Genomic DNA, 17,377 nt, shown 5'->3' with positions numbered 1-17,377 from the left:
GCGCATGTTCAAACCGCACGTCACCGTCGCCTGCGTGGTGCACGCCGCCGGCAAATTTTTAATTGTCGAAGAAACCATCAACGGCAAAGCGCTGTGGAATCAGCCGGCCGGCCATCTGGAGGCCGACGAGACGCTGGTGCAGGCCGCCGAGCGCGAGCTGTGGGAAGAGACCGGCATCCGCGCCACGCCGCAGGCGTTCCTGCGCCTGCACCAGTGGATCGCGCCGGATCGCACGCCGTTTCTGCGTTTTTGCTTCGTTATCGAGCTGGAACAGCCGCTGCCGACCGAGCCGCACGACAGCGACATCGATCGCTGCCTGTGGCTGAGCGCCGACGAGATTTTGCAGGCGCCAAACCTGCGTTCCGCGCTGGTGGCGGAGAGCATTCGCAGCTATCAGCAGCCGGAGCGCTACCCGCTGTCGCTGGTCGGCAGCTTCGCCTGGCCGCATTAAGCGCGCCGGGCAGCACAAGATGAACAGTGCGCCGGCGCGGCCAACGTGGTAAAATCCTGCGCTTGTTTTTATCAGCACGGTTCGTGTTCAAGTTCGTGAGATCCCCATGTCAGACAACAGCCAGAAAAAAGTAATCGTCGGTATGTCCGGCGGCGTCGACTCTTCCGTTACCGCCTATCTGTTACAGCAACAGGGCTATCAGGTCGCTGGGCTGTTCATGAAGAACTGGGAAGAAGACGACGACGAAGAGTACTGCTCCGCCGCGACCGATCTGGCCGACGCGCAAGCGGTCTGCGACAAGCTGGGCATCGAACTGCACACGGTGAACTTTGCGGCGGAATACTGGGACAACGTGTTTGAGCTGTTCCTGGAAGAGTACAAGGCCGGCCGCACGCCGAACCCGGACATCCTGTGCAATAAAGAGATCAAATTCAAAGCCTTCCTGGAGTTCGCCGCCGAAGATCTGGGGGCAGATTTCATCGCCACCGGCCACTACGTGCGCCGCCAGGACGTGGACGGCAAAAGCCGCCTGCTGCGCGGCGTCGACGGCAACAAAGACCAGAGCTACTTCCTCTACACCCTGAGCCACGAGCAGGTGGCGCAGAGCTTGTTCCCGGTCGGCGAGCTGGAGAAGCCGGAGGTGCGCCGCATCGCCGAGCAGCTGGAGCTGGTCACCGCCAAGAAGAAAGACTCCACCGGCATCTGCTTTATCGGCGAGCGCAAGTTCCGCGACTTCCTCGGCCGCTACCTGCCGGCGCAGCCGGGCCCGATCGTCAGCGTTGACGGCCAGACCGTCGGCGAACACCAGGGCCTGATGTATCACACCCTGGGTCAGCGCAAAGGGCTGGGCATCGGCGGCCTGAAAGACAGCAGCGAAGATCCGTGGTACGTGGTGGATAAAGACGTGGCCAACAACGTGCTGGTGGTCGCGCAGGGTCACGATCACCCGCGCCTGATGTCCGTAGGCCTTATCGCGCAGCAGCTGCACTGGGTGGATCGCCTGCCGCTGAGCGGCCCGTTCCGCTGCACGGTGAAGACCCGCTATCGCCAGCAAGATATCCCTTGCACCGTGACCCCGCTCGACGATGAACGCATCGAAGTGCGTTTCGACGAGCCGGTCTCCGCCGTCACCCCCGGCCAGTCGGCGGTGTTCTACCAGGGCGAAATCTGCCTCGGCGGCGGCATCATCGAACAGCGCCTGGCGTAACTGCCCGGCAAAAGAAAAACGCTGCGTTTACCGCAGCGTTTTTTTTATTCAAAATTCCACCTGCGCTCCCAGCTCGATCACCCGGTTCGGCGGGATTTCGAACAGATCCGGCGCCCGCAGCGCGTTGCGCTGCAACAGCTGGAACACCTTGCCGCGCACGCGCAGATACCAGGGCCGTTTGCCCAGCACCAGCGTATCGCGCGACATGAAGAACGAGGTCTCGTTCATGGTGAAGCTCATCCCCTCCAGCCCGCAGCGGTAAAGAATGTCCGTCACGTTGGGCGTCTCGCGCCAGCCGTAGCTCGCCACCACCCGCCAGAAACTCGCCGACAGCTGTTCGATCGCCACCCGCTGCACGTTGTGCACGTACGGCATGTCGGTGGTGACGATGGTCAGCAATACCACGCGCTCGTGCAGCACCTTGTTGTGCTTCAGGTTATGCAACAGCACCAGCGGCACCGCATGCGGCGTGCGCTCCATAAACACCGCGGTGCCCGGCACCCGCTTCGGCGGCGCCTTCTCCAGCGACTCGATCAGCGCGCTCAGCCCTTCCTGGTTGTCGCGCAATCGGCGGATCAGGCGCGAACGCTCGGTCTTCCAGGTCAGCATGATCAGCAGAATGATTAGCCCGAGCGCCACCGGCAACCAGCCGCCGGTCGCCAGCTTGATCAGGTTGGCGCCGAACAGCGGCACGTCGATGCACAGCATGACCAGCAGCATCAGCCCGCCCAGATAGCGCGGCCAGCCCCAGTTTTTCACCGCCACGATGCTCAGCAGAATCGACGACAGCAGCATGGTGCCGGTTACCACGATGCCATAGGCCGAGGCCAGGTTGCTGGAGTGTTTGAAGCTGACGATCACGATCAGCACCGCCGCGAACAGCAGCCAGTTCACCACCGGAATGTAGATCTGCCCGGACTCCTGATCGGAGGTATAGATGATACGCATCGGCGGCAGGTAGCCCAGCCGCACCGCCTGCCGCGTCAGCGAGAACACGCCGGAGATCACCGCCTGCGAGGCGATCACCGTCGCCAGCGTAGCGATCACCAGCAGCGGGATCAGCGCCCAGGTCGGCGCCAGCAGGAAGAACGGGTTATTGATCGCCGCCGGGTTGGCCAGCAGCAGCGCCCCCTGGCCGAAGTAGTTCAACACCAGCGCCGGCGCCACCAGCGTAAACCACGCCAGACGGATCGGTTTTTTACCGAAGTGGCCCATATCGGCGTACAGCGCTTCGGCGCCGGTGACCGACAGCACCACCATGCCCAGCGCAAAGAACGACACGGCCTTGTATTCGAGGAAGAAATTCACCGCCCAGTAAGGGTTCAGCGCCCGCAGCACGCCGGGGTGATGCAAAATGCCGCCGAGGCCCAGCAGCGCCAGCGTCAGGAACCAGATAACCATCGCCGGGGCGAACAGTTTGCCGACGCTGCCGGTGCCGCGTTTTTGGATCGCGAACAATGCGGTCAGCACCAGCAGCGACAGCGGTACGATAAAGCTATCCAGCTCGGGGGCGATAATCTGCAGCCCCTCGATGGCCGAGAGCACCGAAATGGCCGGGGTGATCACCCCATCGCCGTAAAAGAAGCTGCCGCCCACCAGCCCGATCAGCACCGCCGCCGGCACCCAGCGCGCATCCAGCTTGCGGATCGCCAGCGACATCAGCGTCAGAATGCCTCCCTCGCCGTCGTTGTCGGCGCGCATCACGAAACAGATGTATTTAATCGACACCACCAGCGTCAGCAGCCAGAAAATCAGCGATAAAAAGCCGTAAATCGAAGCCGGCGTCAGGGTGATGCCCTCCTCCGCCGTCAGGCATTCGCGCAGGGTATACAGCGGGCTGGTGCCGATATCGCCGTACACCACGCCGATGGCCGCCAGCGTCACCGCCGGCAGTGGCTGCTTGTTTTTTACGTGCATATAAAGGTCTTTATTTGAGGGTTCACGTTGGCAGTATAGATGCAGCCGCCGCACTTTATTTGCCGCAGCAACAATAAGTTCGCGCCGCCGCGCCGGCGATTTTCGTCGCCTATTTGCGCAGTTCTGCGCCGCACGGCGCCTCCGCCTCACCGCAGACGTATTAGACGCTGGGTTTACCCTCGATTTTGTGGCATGATCCGCGGCATTCGTTGTCATCGTTGTTACAGCCACGCCCGATCGTTACCGTTCGCGGCCGCCGCCGTTACCCCTGCGATACACACAACCTTATGCAGTAAGCCATGTACCGTTCACCGCGTTTACAGGAGTCATCGTGGCGAAGAATTATTATGACATCACGCTGGCCATGGCGGGCATCAGCCAGTCGGCGCGTTTGGTTCAGCAGTTGGCCCATGAAGGGCAATGCAACCGCGAAGCGTTTCAGACCTCGCTGAAAAGCCTGCTGCAAATGGATCCGCCCTCCACGCTGGCGGTGTTCGGCGGCGAAGAACGCAATTTGATGGTCGGCCTCGAAACCCTGATGGGCGTGCTGAATGCCAACAACAAAGGGCCGGGCGCGGAACTGACCCGCTACACCATCAGCCTGATGGTGCTGGAGCGCAAGCTCAACGCCAACAAACAGGCGATGAACACGCTCGGCGAACGCCTCGGCCAGCTCGAACGCCAGCTGGCGCACTTCGATCTTGAGTCGGACACCATCATCAGCGCGCTGGCCGGTATTTACGTCGACGTGGTCAGCCCGCTCGGGCCGCGCATCCAGGTGACCGGTTCGCCGGCCATCCTGCAGAATCCGCAGGTGCAGGCCAAGGTTCGCGCCACGCTGCTGGCCGGCATTCGCGCCGCCGTGCTGTGGCAACAGGTCGGCGGCAGCCGCCTGCAGTTAATGTTTTCCCGTAATCGTCTGTTCAAGCAGGCGCAAAATATCGTTGCTCATTGTTAATCGATCCCAGGAGTTGCTACCGATGGAATTATCCTCACTGACCGCCGTTTCCCCCGTTGATGGACGCTACGGTGATAAAGTCAGCGCACTGCGCCCCATTTTCAGCGAATACGGTCTGCTGAAATTCCGCGTACAGGTTGAAGTACGTTGGCTGCAAAAACTGGCCGCCTGCGCAGAAATCAAGGAAGTTCCCGCTTTTGACGCCGACGCAAACGCTTTCCTCGACAAAATCGTCGCTGAATTCAATGAAGAAGACGCACAGCGCATCAAAACCATCGAGCGCACCACCAACCACGACGTGAAAGCGGTCGAGTATTTCCTGAAGGAAAAAGTGGCGGCGGTGCCTGCGCTGCACGCGGTGTCCGAGTTCATCCACTTCGCCTGCACCTCCGAAGACATCAACAACCTGTCGCACGCGCTGATGCTGCAAAGCGCCCGTCAGGACGTGGTGCTGCCTTACTGGCGCAAGATCATCGACGCGCTGAAAGGGCTGGCGCAGGAATACCGCGATATCCCACTGCTGTCGCGCACCCACGGCCAGCCGGCGACCCCGTCGACCGTCGGCAAAGAGTTCGCCAACGTGGCTTACCGCATGGAGCGCCAGTACCGCCAGCTGGAGCGCGTGGAGATCATGGGTAAAATCAACGGTGCGGTCGGCAACTACAACGCCCACATCGTCGCCTACCCGGAAGTGGACTGGCATCAGTTCAGCGAAGCGTTCGTCACCTCGCTCGGCATCACCTGGAACCCGTACACCACCCAGATCGAACCGCATGACTACATCGCCGAGCTGTTCGACTGCGTAGCGCGTTTCAACACCATTCTGATCGACTTCGACCGCGACATCTGGGGCTACATCGCCCTGAACCACTTCAAGCAGAAGACCATCGCCGGCGAAATCGGTTCTTCCACCATGCCGCACAAGGTCAACCCGATCGACTTCGAAAACTCCGAAGGCAACCTGGGGCTGGCCAACGCCGTGCTGGGCCACCTGGCGGGCAAACTGCCGGTTTCCCGCTGGCAGCGCGACCTGACCGACTCCACCGTGCTGCGTAACCTGGGCGTGGGCCTGGGTTACGCGCTGATCGCCTATCAGGCCACCCTGAAGGGCATCAGCAAGCTGGAAGTCAACCAGGCGCACCTGCTGGACGAACTGGATCACAACTGGGAAGTGCTGGCCGAGCCGATCCAGACCGTGATGCGCCGCTACGGCATCGAAAAGCCTTACGAGAAATTGAAAGAGCTGACCCGCGGCAAGCGCGTGGACGCCGCCGGCATGCAGGCGTTCATCGATGGCCTGGCGCTGCCGGAAGAAGAGAAAACCCGTCTGAAGGCGATGACCCCGGCCAACTATATCGGCCGCGCCACCACCATGGTCGACGAACTGAAGTAAGCGCGTTAGACCCACAACGACAAGGCGGCCCACGGGCCGCCTTTTTGCTTATTATTCGCCGCGCAACACCTGCAGCCGGGCAATCTGCCGCCCCTGCGCATCGAAGTTGTCCGCACTCAGCCAACGCGCCAGCGCCTGCCGCACCGCCGGCCAACGGTCAATGGTGATGGCGAACCAGTCGGTATCCCGGCTGCGCCCCTTGACGATCACCGCAAAGCGGAAGTTGCCCTCGTAGCGGAAGCCGAAGCGCAGCGCGGCCTGGCGCGATGGCGCGTTATGGCTGTCGCATTTCCACTCGCAGCGGCGATAGCCCAGCGTGTCGAAGGCATAACGCAGCAGCAGCGCGATGGCTTCGGTGGCGCTGGAGCGCTGTTTCATCAACGGCGACCAGCTGACGTGGCCGATCTCCAGCACGCCGTTGGCCTCGTCGATGCGCATCAGCGCCACCGTCCCCACCGGCGCGTCGCTGGCGGCGTCGAACACCGTCAGATTGACCAGCGTCGGGTTGGCCTGCAGCGTCTCCAGGTGCTGCAACATCGCCGCCGGCGTGTCGGGCCGTTCGATAGACAGATAGGTCCAGTCGCGGCCGTCCGGCGCCAGCTGGAAAGCGTCATACAGCGCGGCGTAATCCCGCTGCGGATCGAGCGGCGCCAGTGAACAGAAACGCCCGCCGAGCGTTGCGCCGCCCGGGCGGCGAGCCGGCTGCCAATCCGGCATCGGTTCGCCAATCGGCTGACCATAACGATTCATTGCCATATGCGCCTCCTGCGGTTAACGGGTATACACGATAAACGAGCTTCTTCTGCCGATTTTGTCGTACAGCGAACGCGCCGGCGCGTTGTACTCCTGGGTCATCCAATAGACCCGATCGCTGCCGCGCGCCTCCGCCAGCCGATACGCCTGTTCGAACAGTTTTTCCGACACTTTATGGCCGCGCGCCTGCGGCGACACATAAAGATCTTCGATATAACAATAGCCCACCGCGCTCCAGGTGGACGGATGGAATACCAGGTTCATCAGCCCCAGCAGCCGGCCGTCGGCATCCTCCGCCACCAGCCCGTACACCTGTTCATCCTGCCCCAAGCGTTCGAAGGTGCGATCGGTCACCTGCGGCGCCACCTCGGCGCGGTAAAAGTCGAGATAGCCCTGCCACAACGCCAGCCATTGCGCTCTGTCGTCGCCATTGATTCTGCGGATGGTCACTTCACGATTTGATGGGTTCATAGCGCCTCACGGGGTTAAGATATTATTTCCATTAGGGAAATAACCGAATAGCGGCAGAATACACCGCGCAGCGACGGCGTAATACGGACCAATTCAAAACGCCGGGCAGACCAATTTTATCCGCCGTTTTCCCGCGGCAGCGCGTTGAACACCTGCGCCAGCGTGGCGATAAAACGCACGATCTCGTCCGGCGTGTAGGCCGAGAAACCGAGCACCAGCGCCCCGCGCTGCGGCGCGCCGGTGTAGAAGTCCGCCAGGCCGTACAGCCGGATGCCCCGTTCGGCCGCCGCCGCCACCAGCAGCCGCTCCGTCGCCGCATCCGCCAGCGGGCAAACCAGCTGCAGCCCGCCCTGCGGCAAGGCCGGGCGCGTCCAGGGCGCAAGATGGCGTTGCACCGCGTCGTACAGCACATCCAACCGCGCCTTGTAAAGCGTGCGCATATTGCGCAGATGCTCGGCGTAGCCGCCCTCGTGCAGGCAGTGGAACAGCGTCATCTGCGCCAGCGCCGACGTGTAGCCGTCCTGAAACTGCCTGGCGGCGACCAATGGCCGCACCAGCTGCGGCGGCGCAATCATGAAGCCAATGCGCAGCCCCGGAAACAGCGTCTTGCTGAAGGTGCCGATGTACAGCGTGCGCCCGCCGCTGTCCAGCCCCTGCAGCGCCGCCTTGGTTTGTCGATCGTAGTTGAACTCGGCGTCATAATCGTCTTCGATGATCCAGGCCCGCCGACGCTGGGCCCACTGCAACAGCGCCAGACGCCGCTCAAGGCTCAGCGAGTACCCCAGCGGGTAGTGATGGGACGGCGTGATGTAAACGCCCCGCCCGCCGCCCGCAGCCTGCATCAGCTGCCCGACGTCCAGCCCTTGTTCATCAATGCCGATCGGCCGCGCCTGCAGCCCCGCCGACTGCACCAGCTTTTTCGCCCCCTGGTAACCCGGCTCTTCGACGAATACCGCATCGCCGGGATCGAACAGCACCTGCGTGCACAGCGCCAGCGCCTGCTGAGAGCAGGTGACCACGATCACCTGCTCCGCCGTCGCCTTGACGCCCCGCTCCCGCTGCAAATAGTGCGCGATCTCCGCACGCAGCTCCGGCAAGCCCTGCGGATCGGCATACCCCAACAGCCGCTCGCCGTGCCGCCGCAGCGCCTGCTTTTCCCACTGCAGCCACGAATCGATGGGAAACGCCCGCAGCTCCGCCAGCGAGGGCGTCAACGACGCCTGGCGGCTGGTGTGCGGCGTATGGCTGACCGCCAGCAACGCCCGGCCGCGATCGCTTAACTCGCGTTCCGCCAGCCGCGCCTCCTGGCCTGCCTGCGTCGCCAGCAGTTCACGGCCGAGCAGCGTATCGCAGCGATAACGCACAAAGCTGCCGCGCCCCACCGTTCGGCTGATGAACCCCTCCGCCTCCAGCCGCGCGTAGGTCTGTTCCACCGTGTCACGCGCCACCGCCAGCCGGGCCGCCAACGCGCGGCTCGGCGGCAGCTTCGCCCGCCAAGGCAGCTCCCCGGCGGTGATGAGCCGCAACAGGGCCTGATGCAGCGCCGAACGTCGGGTCTGGCCTTGTTGCAGACCTGGCGAGAAAGCCGCTGCGATCGCCTCCAGGGCATGCGGCGCGTTGGTGCAGTTTTCCATGGCACTCCCAATGTTGTTTAAGCGGAACATGACCTTATTGCATTTCGCCGGCTTACCGCAAATGTTAACAAATTGATCCCGATCAACTTAAATGTATAAAAAATGTTTTGAAACAGATCATTTATTGTTTCTTCACACTTCCCGATCTTAGACTTAATTACCATACAAGTAGCTTGCTAACTATATATGGTGATAGACGTTCTCTCCCTTATCCCGCCTGTTTACAGCCGCTGGAGAGCGACGCAAAACCTGCGCGGGCATTTACTGTGAAGCATGTTCAAGGTGGAATTATGTCGCAACAGCACATCCCTACGCCGCCCCGGCGTGAATTTTTGAAAAAAACGCTGGCGCTGATCCCGTTAGCCGCCGCCGGTAACGGTCTCATGATGGTAAACGTCCAGGCGGCGCCGACTGCGGGCATCTCGCCGAATTACGTTCCGGTTTATTTCAACAACGAGGAGTGGCGATTCTTGCTGGCGGCCTGCGATCGGCTGATCCCCAGCGACGAGAACGGCCCCGGCGCCGTCGATCAGGGCGTCCCGGTATTCATCGATCGCCAAATGGAAACGCCCTACGGCCATGGCGGCCTGTGGTACATGCATCCGCCGTTCGTGCCGTCGGCGCCAGAGTTGGGCTATCAGTCCAAACTGACGCCGCGCGAGACCTATCGCAACGGCATCCTCGCGATCAATGCGCTCTGTAAACGTCAGTTCGGCAAAGTTTTCGCCGAGCTGTCTCATGGCGAGCAAGAACGGCTGTTGACCGCGCTGGAAAGCGGCCAACTCGATGCGGATACCTTGCCGGGTAAAGCGTTCTTCGAACAGCTGCTGCAAAACACCAAAGAGGGTTATCTGGCCGATCCGATCCACGGTGGCAATCAAACGCTGGCGTCATGGAAACTGATCGGCTTCCCCGGTGCGCGCGCGGACTTCGCCGACTGGGTCAACAACCCCAACCAACCCTATCCTCTTCACCCGGTCAGTATCTCCAGCAAAAGGAATGCATAATCATGAGCACAATAAAAAAACCACCGGTAGATGTGGTGATCGTCGGCTTTGGCTGGACCGGCGCCATTATGGGAATGGAATTGACCGACAGCGGTCTGCAGGTGCTGGCGCTCGAACGCGGTGAACGGCGCGATACCTACCCTGACTTCGCTTATCCGCGTATCGCCGATGAGCTGACTTACGGCATTCGCCTCAAGCTGGCGCAAGAAATGGCGCATGAAACCGTCACCGTGCGCCATACGCCGGCGGACTTCGCGGTGCCCTATCGCCAGCTCGGCTCTTTTTTGCCGGGTAACGGCGTCGGCGGAGCCGGCGTGCACTGGAACGGCATGCACTGGCGCGCCCTGCCTTCCGATCTCAAACTGCACACCACCCTCACTGAAAAATACGGCGCCAACTGGATCCCGGAAGGCATGACGCTGCAGGACTACCCCCTCAGCTACCAGGAGCTGGAACCTTACTTCGACAAATTCGAGAAGGTGTGCGGCACCGCCGGCAAGGCCGGTAATCTGCAGGGTGAGATCATCAAGGGCGGCAACCCGTTCGAAGGGCCGCGCAGCAATGACTACCCGACGCCACCGCTCAAACAGCTCTACTCAGGCTCACTGTTTGGCAAAGCCGCCGAGTCGCTAGGCTACCATCCGTTTGCTATCCCCGCCGCCAACTGCTCCGAACCCTATACCAACCCGTACGGCGTGCAGCTTGGCCCCTGTAACTTCTGCGGTTACTGCGAACGTTTCGGCTGCTTCATGTACTCCAAGGCCTCGCCGCAGTCGACCATCCTGCCGGTACTGACACAGCGTAAAAACTTTGAGCTGCGCACCCAGGCGCAGGTGATCAGGGTCAATCTGGACAGCAGCGGTAAAAAGGCCACCGGCGTCACCTACATCGACGAGCAAGGACGTGAAGTAGAACAACCCGCCGATCTGGTGATCCTCAGCGCTTTCCAACTCCATAATGTTCGCCTGCTGCTGCTTTCCGGCATCGGAAAACCCTATGATCCGGTCACTGGCGACGGCGTGGTGGGCAAGAACTACGCCTATCAAATGAACAGCGGCATCTCCCTGTTTTACGATCGCGATACCCATTTCAACCCCTTTATCGGCGCAGGTGCCGCCGGTACGGTGATCGACGATCTTAACGGGGAAAACTTCGACCACGCCGACCTCGGTTTTATCGGCGGCGCCTACATCTCCGCCACCCGCACCGGCGGTCGGCCTATCCAGCAGATGATGCTGCCGCCAGGCACGCCGAACTGGGGCAGCTGCTGGAAACAAGGTATCCGCGACAACTATCCTCACTCGATGAGCATCGGTTCGGAAGGATCGGTGATGCCATACCGCGATTGCTATCTGGATTTGGATCCCACCTATAAAGACGCCTACGGTCAGCCTCTACTGCGTATGACTTTCGACTGGAAAGCGAACGAGATCAAAATGACCCAGCATATCACCGCTAAAATGGCGGACATCGCCAACGCCATGCAACCAAAGCAGATGGCGATCTCGGTCAGAAAAACCGGCGATCATTATGACGTGCGCCCCTACCAATCCACCCACACTACCGGCGGAGCCATCATCGGCGACAATCCCGCCACCAGCGTGGTGAACAAATACCTGCAATGCTGGGATGTGCCCAATGTATTCGTCACCGGCGCCTGTGCATTCCCGCAGAACCTGGCCTATAACCCGACCGGCATCGTCGGCGCACTGGCTTATCACTCCGCCGAAGCGATCCGCGAGCAATACCTGAAAAACCCTGGCCCGCTGGTGCAGGCATGAAGCCCAAGGAGCTTAAGATGAAAGGATTTACACCCACATTATCGGTGCTGCTGTTGCTCGCCGCTGGTGCGGTTAAGGCGGCCGACGCCCCTCCTTCCACCGCGCGGATAGAACACGGTGAATATCTGGCGCGCGCAGGAGATTGCGCGGCCTGCCACACCGCGCCCGGCGGCGCCCCCTTCGCGGGCGGCCTGAAGATGACCACGCCGATCGGCGCTATTTACTCCACCAACATCACACCCGATCGCCAAACCGGCATCGGCGGCTACAGCCTGCCCGAGTTCGCCGACGCGCTGCGCAAAGGCGTCGCGCGCGACGGCAGGCGGCTGTATCCGGCCATGCCCTACCCGTCGTTTGCCAAAATCAACGATGACGATATCCGCGATCTTTATTTGTATTTCACGCAAAAGGTCAGCGCGGTGACGCAGCCGAATCGGGAAAGCGATATTCCCTGGCCGCTCAGCATGCGTTGGCCGCTGGCGTTGTGGGATCTGGCCTTTCGCGAAGACGGTGTTTATCAGCCGGATGCGCAGCGCAGCGCCGAGTGGAATCGCGGCGCCTATCTGGTTCAGGGATTGGGTCACTGCGGCACATGTCACACGCCGCGCGGCATCGGCTTCCAGGAAAAGGCGCTCAGCCAGAACGATACCGCCTATTTAAGCGGCGGGACGCTGGAGGGCTGGCATGCCGCTAACCTGCGCGCCGATGCCGTCAGCGGCTTAGGGGACTGGAGTGCGCAGGCAATCACTCGCTTCCTGAAAACCGGCCATACCCCAGGTTTCGCCGCCTTCGGTTCAATGGTGGAGGTGGTACAGGACAGCACGCAACATCTGAGCGATGACGATCTGAAAGCGATCGCAGTCTACCTGAAGTCGCTGCCTGCCGGTGACGAGAAGCCTTCGCCGTCGCGCAACGACGGCGTCGCCCAGGCGCTGTTCAACGGTAAGGTCAACACGCCCGGCGCGCAAACCTACCTGGACAACTGTGCTGCCTGCCACCGCAGCGACGGCCAGGGGTATCGCAACACGTTTCCGCAGCTGGCACGCAACCCGGCGTTGCTGAGCGAAGATCCCTCATCGCTGATCAGCATCATCCTCCACGGCTCACGGACGCCGGTCACCATCGGCGCGCCTACCGGCCTGACCATGCCGGACTTCGGCTGGCGGTTGAGCGACGAGCAGGTCGCACAGCTCGCGACCTTCGTGCGCGCCAGTTGGGGTAACAACGCCCCGGCGGTCAGCGCCGAGCAGGTGAAGGACATTCGCTCCGGCGATAACCCATCCCAGCCATAAACCTGTGGGTGCCCTATCCCCACCCTTCGTTATCACCGGGCGGCGGTTGCGCTGCCCGGCGAAATCTCCTTAAATAAGCCATCGCATTGCGGCTACAGGACTTCCGTCAGCTATGAGCAAGGAGATCAACCAGCGTCTGCTGGAAAAACTGCTGCAGGATCTGGCCAGCGCGGGCGCGATGCCGTTGTATCTGCGCTTTAACGCCTCGGTGCGCCAGGCTATCGAGCAAGGATTGCTGAGCGCGGGGGATTTCCTGCCCAGCGAGCGCCTGCTCACCGAACGGCTCGGCATCTCGCGCATCACGGTGCGCAAAGCGCTGGCCTGCCTTGAGCAAGACGGCATCATTGGCCGTTCACGCGGCTACGGCACCTTCATCCAGCCGCAACGGCCCGCGCCGAAGCTGCGCTATTCCTTAGCGGACATCAAAGGGTTCTCGCGCGAGGCGACGCAACAGGGGCGTCAGCCGGACACGCAATGGATCAGCCGCGAGCGGGTGCCGGCCAGCGCCGAACTGGCGGAAAGGCTCCAGCTGGCGGTTGGAGCGCCGATCTACCAACTCAAACGCATTCACTTTATCGATCGGCGGCCGATGTCGGTGGCGGTGTCCTACGTGGTGGCGGCGGCGATTGCCAACATCGACGAGATTGGCATCTCGCTCTACGATTACTTCCGGCGCAATAATGTGGAGATGGGCTCGCTGCGCAGCCAGGTCAGCGCGGCGATGGCCGACGACGATATCCGCCGGACGCTGCAGCTATCAGAACCGATGCCGCTGCTGATCGTGCGCCAGACGCTGTTCGACCATCGCAAGAAGCCTGTCGAATACAGCGAAAGCTTCTGCCGCAGCGACATGTACGAATTTACCAGCGAAAGCTGAGCCGCTGCACCTTGCGGCGGCTCACGCCTCGCCCTGCCGGCGGCGGCGAAAACGCACGAACGCCTGGGCATACGCCTCAACGTCCAGCGGATTCACCCGTTTTAACTCCGCCAGCAATCCGGGTTCGATCGCTTCTGCACCGTGCAGCGCACCGCAGACAGCGGTGGCCATCGCGCCGATGGTGTCAGTATCGCCACCCAGGTTGGCGCACAGCACCGCGCAACGGGTAGGATCGGTTTGCGCCAGCTGCACCATCGCCAGCGCCGCCGGCACCGACTCGATGGTGCTCACCCCGGCGCCGATCAGTTGATATATCCGCTCAGAGGCCTGCTCGGGATCGGCGGCCTCATCCACCACCTGAAACGCCAACTCGATGCGCGCCGCCAGCGAGGGGCTGAACGTCGTCTCCTGCCGGCGCTGGGCATACTCCGCCACGCCCGGCAACGCCAGACGAATCGAGGCCCAGTCCGCGCCCTCTACCGCTCGCGCGACGGCCCAGGCGATCGCCACCGCACCGGCGACGGCGATGTCGGATTTGTGCGTCGGGCTGGAGGCCAGCCACACCTGCTGGCAGAAATCCTCCAGCGGCGCGGACGGCAGCACGCAGCCCAAAGGCGAAATGCGCATCGCCGCGCCATTGGTGATGCCGTTGTTTTCCAACTCGGCGATCGGCGTGCCCGCCTTCTGCTCGCTCAACGCCAGTTTGGAACTGGGGCCGAGAATGTTCTTGTTGAAGGCGTCAAAACTGTCCACCCAGCGGATCACGTTGCGGGCGATCAGTTCCGGCACCACCTCGCCTTCCGCTTCCCGCAGCGCATCGGCCAGCGCTAACGCCATCGCGGTATCGTCGGTATATTGCCCGGCCTTGAAGTAACAGGCGGCGGTGTTCTCCGCCGGCCCATCGAGAAAGCCGTCTATCCAGCCGAAATGGCGCTTAACCCGCTCGCGCGGCCACAGCTCGGAAGGCATGCCGAGCGCGTCGCCCAGCATCTGTCCGTAAAGTGCGCCCGCTATGCGTTCTGCCTGGGTTAACTGCTTCATCCGTCGCTCCTGAGAAAATGTACCGTTGCCTCAATAATACCTTATTAGTACCTTTAAAGCTTATCAAGCGCCCCGGCTCACACTTCCCTTTCGCGGGCAATGCCTGGGGCGTTTAAGTTGCGTTTAATGTTGCCCCGCCGCTGTTTATCCGACGTTTATCAGAGCTTGTCGATAATGTCGGCGAACAAATTGATAACGCTTATTTTAATACATTGCTTCGGCTCTCTTGCGAGCCGGGCGGGTTATACCTACCATAGCCTCAGCACTTTTTGTCAAAATGGTTCAGGTGGCCGCGTTATTCCCTGACACGCCGCAGAGCGTGTTCCCTTTTATCGCGTGGGTGACAGGACGTTCACCCGCATAGTCACAGGAGTTCGCCATGCGAGTACTGGTTGTTGAAGATAATGGTTTGCTGCGTCACCACCTTTCCGTTCAGATGCGCGAGATGGGCCATCAGGTCGACGCGGCCGAAGACGCCAAGGAAGCCGATTATTTCCTGCAGGAACACGCGCCGGATATCGCCATCGTCGATCTCGGCCTGCCGGGTGAAGACGGCCTGAGCCTGATCCGCCGCTGGCGCGCCCATCAGACCAAGCTGCCGATCCTGGTGCTGACCGCCCGCGAAAGCTGGCAGGACAAAGTGGCGGTGCTGGAAGCCGGCGCCGACGACTATGTCACCAAGCCGTTCCACCTGGAAGAAGTGATCGCCCGCATGCAGGCGCTGATGCGCCGCAACAGCGGCCTGGCTTCGCAAGTGATCGTGCTGCCGCCGTTCCAGATCGATCTGTCGCGCCGCGAACTGAGCGTCAACGATCGGCAGATCAAGCTGACCGCCTTTGAATACACCATCATTGAGACCCTGATCCGCAACGCCGGCAAGGTGGTGAGCAAGGATTCGTTGATGCTGCAGCTCTACCCGGACGCCGAACTGCGTGAAAGCCACACCATCGACGTGCTGATGGGCCGCTTGCGCAAGAAAGTGCAGGCGGAATACCCGCATGAAGTGATCACCACGGTACGTGGCCAGGGCTATCGTTTTGACGCGAAGTGAACATGATGTTCAACAAGAATAAAAAACCGTTTTCGCTGCGTGCCCGCTTCCTGATGGCGACCGCCGGGGTGATCCTGGCGCTGTCGCTCTCTTACGGTTTGGTGGCGGTCGTCGGCTATATCGTCAGCTTCGACAAAACCGCCTTCCGTCTGCTGCGCGGCGAGAGCAACCTGTTCTTCAGCCTGGCGCAGTGGAAAGACAACAAGCTCACCATCGCCATTCCCCCCGATCTCGATCTCAACTTCCCGACGCTGGTATTTATCTACGACGATAAAGGCAACCTGCTGTGGAGCCAGCGCAAGGTGCCGGAGCTCGAGAAGCTGATCAACAAGGAATGGCTGGAGGAGTCCGGCTTCTACGAAATCGACACCGACACCCGCGTCAGTAGCGAAGTGCTGGGGGACAACCCCAAAGCGCAGGATCAGCTGAAGAATTACGACGATACCGATCAGAACGCGCTGACCCACTCGGTGGCGGTCAACACCTATGCCGCCACGCCTCGCCTGCCGGCGCTGACCATCGTGGTGGTCGACAGCATTCCGCAGGAGCTACAGCGATCCGACGTGGTGTGGGAGTGGTTCAGCTACGTGCTGTTGGCCAACCTGCTGCTGGTGGTGCCGCTGCTGTGGCTGGCGGCCTACTGGAGCCTGCGGCCGATCAAGGCGCTGGTCAATCAGGTGGGCGAGCTGGAGAACGGCGAGCGCGATCAGCTGGATGAGAACCCGCCCAGCGAGCTGCGCGGGCTGGTGCGCAATCTGAACATTCTGGTGCGCAACGAGCGCCAGCGCTACACCAAATATCGCACCACCCTGTCGGATCTGACCCACAGCCTGAAAACGCCGCTGGCGGTGCTGCAAAGCACCCTGCGCTCGCTGCGCAGCGGCAAGCAAACCACCATCGAAGAAGCCGAGCCGATCATGCTGGATCAGATCGGGCGCATCTCGCAGCAGATCGGTTACTACCTGCACCGGGCCAGCATCAACTCCGGCCAGACGGTGTTGACGCGCGAGATCCACTCGGTGCCGGCGCTGCTCGACAGCCTGGTGGTGGCGCTGAACAAGGTTTACCAGCGCAAAGGGGTGGTGATCACGCTGGACATCTCGCCGGAAGTGACCTTTATGGGCGAGAAGAACGATTTTATGGAAGTGATGGGCAACGTGTTGGAAAACGCCTGCAAATACTGCCTGGAGTTCGTGGAGATCACCTCGCTGCACTCCGAGAAAAACCTCACCATCGTTATCGACGACGACGGCCCGGGCATCCCGGAAAGCAAGCGCCAGCTGATTTTCCAGCGCGGCCAGCGGGTGGATACCCTGCGCCCCGGCCAGGGCCTTGGCCTGTCGGTGGCGGCGGAGATCATCGAGCAATATGACGGCGAAATCGTCATCAGCGACAGCCCGCTCGGCGGCGCGCGCATGCAGGTCACCTTCGCCCGCCAGCACGACACCCACCACAACGAGTAAATTATGCCGCTGCGGCCCCGATCCACGGGGCCAAACTTCCGTTATAATCGCACTCAGGCTCACTCCCCTATCCTGGAATAG

15 protein-coding genes are annotated in these 17,377 nt (G+C 61.5%); 10 read left to right on the top strand and 5 right to left on the bottom strand.

Annotation, left to right across the window (positions count from 1 at the left end; genetic code table 11):
• The first annotated feature begins 4 nt into the window (after nt 1–4).
• Together ACJ8QF_RS05985 and mnmA are read left to right on the top strand one after the other, a co-directional pair.
• Nucleotides 5–451 (top strand): NUDIX hydrolase, encoded by a 447-nt coding sequence (locus ACJ8QF_RS05985; protein ID WP_004941205.1) that lies wholly within the window; start codon nt 5–7, stop codon nt 449–451.
• A 106-nt stretch (nt 452–557) separates the two neighbouring features.
• Entirely contained in the window at nt 558–1,658 is a 1,101-nt protein-coding gene (gene mnmA / locus ACJ8QF_RS05980) for a tRNA 2-thiouridine(34) synthase MnmA (RefSeq protein WP_015377608.1), read from the top strand.
• A 48-nt stretch (nt 1,659–1,706) separates the two neighbouring features.
• On the opposite strand, the gene kup is transcribed toward mnmA, so the two are convergent.
• Nucleotides 1,707–3,575, bottom strand: a complete 1,869-nt coding sequence (gene kup / locus ACJ8QF_RS05975; RefSeq protein WP_015377607.1) for a low affinity potassium transporter Kup — start codon at nt 3,573–3,575, stop codon at nt 1,707–1,709.
• A 331-nt stretch (nt 3,576–3,906) separates the two neighbouring features.
• Between kup and hflD the strand changes: the two genes are divergently transcribed.
• Both hflD and purB read left to right on the top strand, forming a co-directional pair.
• Nucleotides 3,907–4,533, top strand: coding sequence for a high frequency lysogenization protein HflD (gene hflD, locus ACJ8QF_RS05970; protein WP_004941196.1), 627 nt, complete (start codon nt 3,907–3,909; stop codon nt 4,531–4,533).
• A gap of 22 nt (nt 4,534–4,555) precedes the next feature.
• A complete protein-coding gene (purB, locus tag ACJ8QF_RS05965; protein ID WP_004941193.1) occupies nt 4,556–5,926 on the top strand; it encodes an adenylosuccinate lyase in 1,371 nt (456 codons plus the stop codon).
• A 51-nt stretch (nt 5,927–5,977) separates the two neighbouring features.
• Here the strand turns inward: purB and ACJ8QF_RS05960 are convergent, their stop codons facing one another.
• The 3 genes from ACJ8QF_RS05960 to pdxR all read right to left on the bottom strand — a co-directional run bounded on the left by ACJ8QF_RS05960 (nt 5,978) and on the right by pdxR (nt 8,784).
• A complete protein-coding gene (locus ACJ8QF_RS05960; protein WP_033633284.1) occupies nt 5,978–6,682 on the bottom strand; it encodes a GNAT family N-acetyltransferase in 705 nt (234 codons plus the stop codon).
• A gap of 15 nt (nt 6,683–6,697) precedes the next feature.
• A complete protein-coding gene (locus tag ACJ8QF_RS05955) occupies nt 6,698–7,150 on the bottom strand; it encodes a GNAT family N-acetyltransferase (protein ID WP_015377605.1) in 453 nt (150 codons plus the stop codon).
• Nucleotides 7,151–7,266: 116 nt separating this feature from the next.
• The gene (gene pdxR, locus ACJ8QF_RS05950; protein WP_442537355.1) at nt 7,267–8,784 is read right to left on the bottom strand and encodes a MocR-like pyridoxine biosynthesis transcription factor PdxR; all 1,518 of its coding nucleotides are present in this window, start codon (nt 8,782–8,784) and stop codon (nt 7,267–7,269) included.
• A 290-nt stretch (nt 8,785–9,074) separates the two neighbouring features.
• Here pdxR and ACJ8QF_RS05945 point away from each other — a divergent pair, with 290 nt between their 5' ends.
• From ACJ8QF_RS05945 to ACJ8QF_RS05930, 4 genes are all read left to right on the top strand, one after another.
• A complete protein-coding gene (locus ACJ8QF_RS05945; protein ID WP_442537354.1) occupies nt 9,075–9,791 on the top strand; it encodes a gluconate 2-dehydrogenase subunit 3 family protein in 717 nt (238 codons plus the stop codon).
• Nucleotides 9,792–9,793: 2 nt separating this feature from the next.
• Nucleotides 9,794–11,572 carry a GMC family oxidoreductase gene (locus tag ACJ8QF_RS05940; RefSeq protein ID WP_442537353.1) on the top strand — a complete coding sequence of 593 codons (1,779 nt, stop codon included), beginning with the start codon at nt 9,794–9,796 and terminating at the stop codon, nt 11,570–11,572.
• Nucleotides 11,573–11,589: 17 nt separating this feature from the next.
• Nucleotides 11,590–12,864 carry a c-type cytochrome gene (locus ACJ8QF_RS05935; RefSeq protein ID WP_131164323.1) on the top strand — a complete coding sequence of 425 codons (1,275 nt, stop codon included), beginning with the start codon at nt 11,590–11,592 and terminating at the stop codon, nt 12,862–12,864.
• Between the two features lie 112 nt (nt 12,865–12,976).
• Nucleotides 12,977–13,741 (top strand): GntR family transcriptional regulator, encoded by a 765-nt coding sequence (locus ACJ8QF_RS05930; protein ID WP_442537352.1) that lies wholly within the window; start codon nt 12,977–12,979, stop codon nt 13,739–13,741.
• Nucleotides 13,742–13,762: 21 nt separating this feature from the next.
• Here the strand turns inward: ACJ8QF_RS05930 and ACJ8QF_RS05925 are convergent, their stop codons facing one another.
• Nucleotides 13,763–14,782: an ADP-ribosylglycohydrolase family protein gene (locus tag ACJ8QF_RS05925; RefSeq protein WP_033645924.1), complete on the bottom strand. Its 1,020-nt coding sequence runs from the start codon at nt 14,780–14,782 to the stop codon at nt 13,763–13,765.
• 379 nt (nt 14,783–15,161) lie between these two features.
• Between ACJ8QF_RS05925 and phoP the strand changes: the two genes are divergently transcribed.
• Together phoP and phoQ are read left to right on the top strand one after the other, a co-directional pair.
• Nucleotides 15,162–15,833 (top strand): two-component system response regulator PhoP, encoded by a 672-nt coding sequence (gene phoP, locus ACJ8QF_RS05920; protein ID WP_025302513.1) that lies wholly within the window; start codon nt 15,162–15,164, stop codon nt 15,831–15,833.
• Nucleotides 15,834–15,838: 5 nt separating this feature from the next.
• Entirely contained in the window at nt 15,839–17,296 is a 1,458-nt protein-coding gene (phoQ, locus tag ACJ8QF_RS05915; protein WP_004941164.1) for a two-component system sensor histidine kinase PhoQ, read from the top strand.
• Nucleotides 17,297–17,377 lie beyond the last annotated feature (81 nt).

Origin of the sequence: Serratia sp. CY81684 (genome assembly GCF_052166595.1) — a bacterium.
GTDB classification, from domain to species: domain Bacteria; phylum Pseudomonadota; class Gammaproteobacteria; order Enterobacterales; family Enterobacteriaceae; genus Serratia; species Serratia nematodiphila.
Note: the sequence above shows the minus strand (reverse complement) of the source record. Positions and strands in the feature narration are given on the sequence as shown.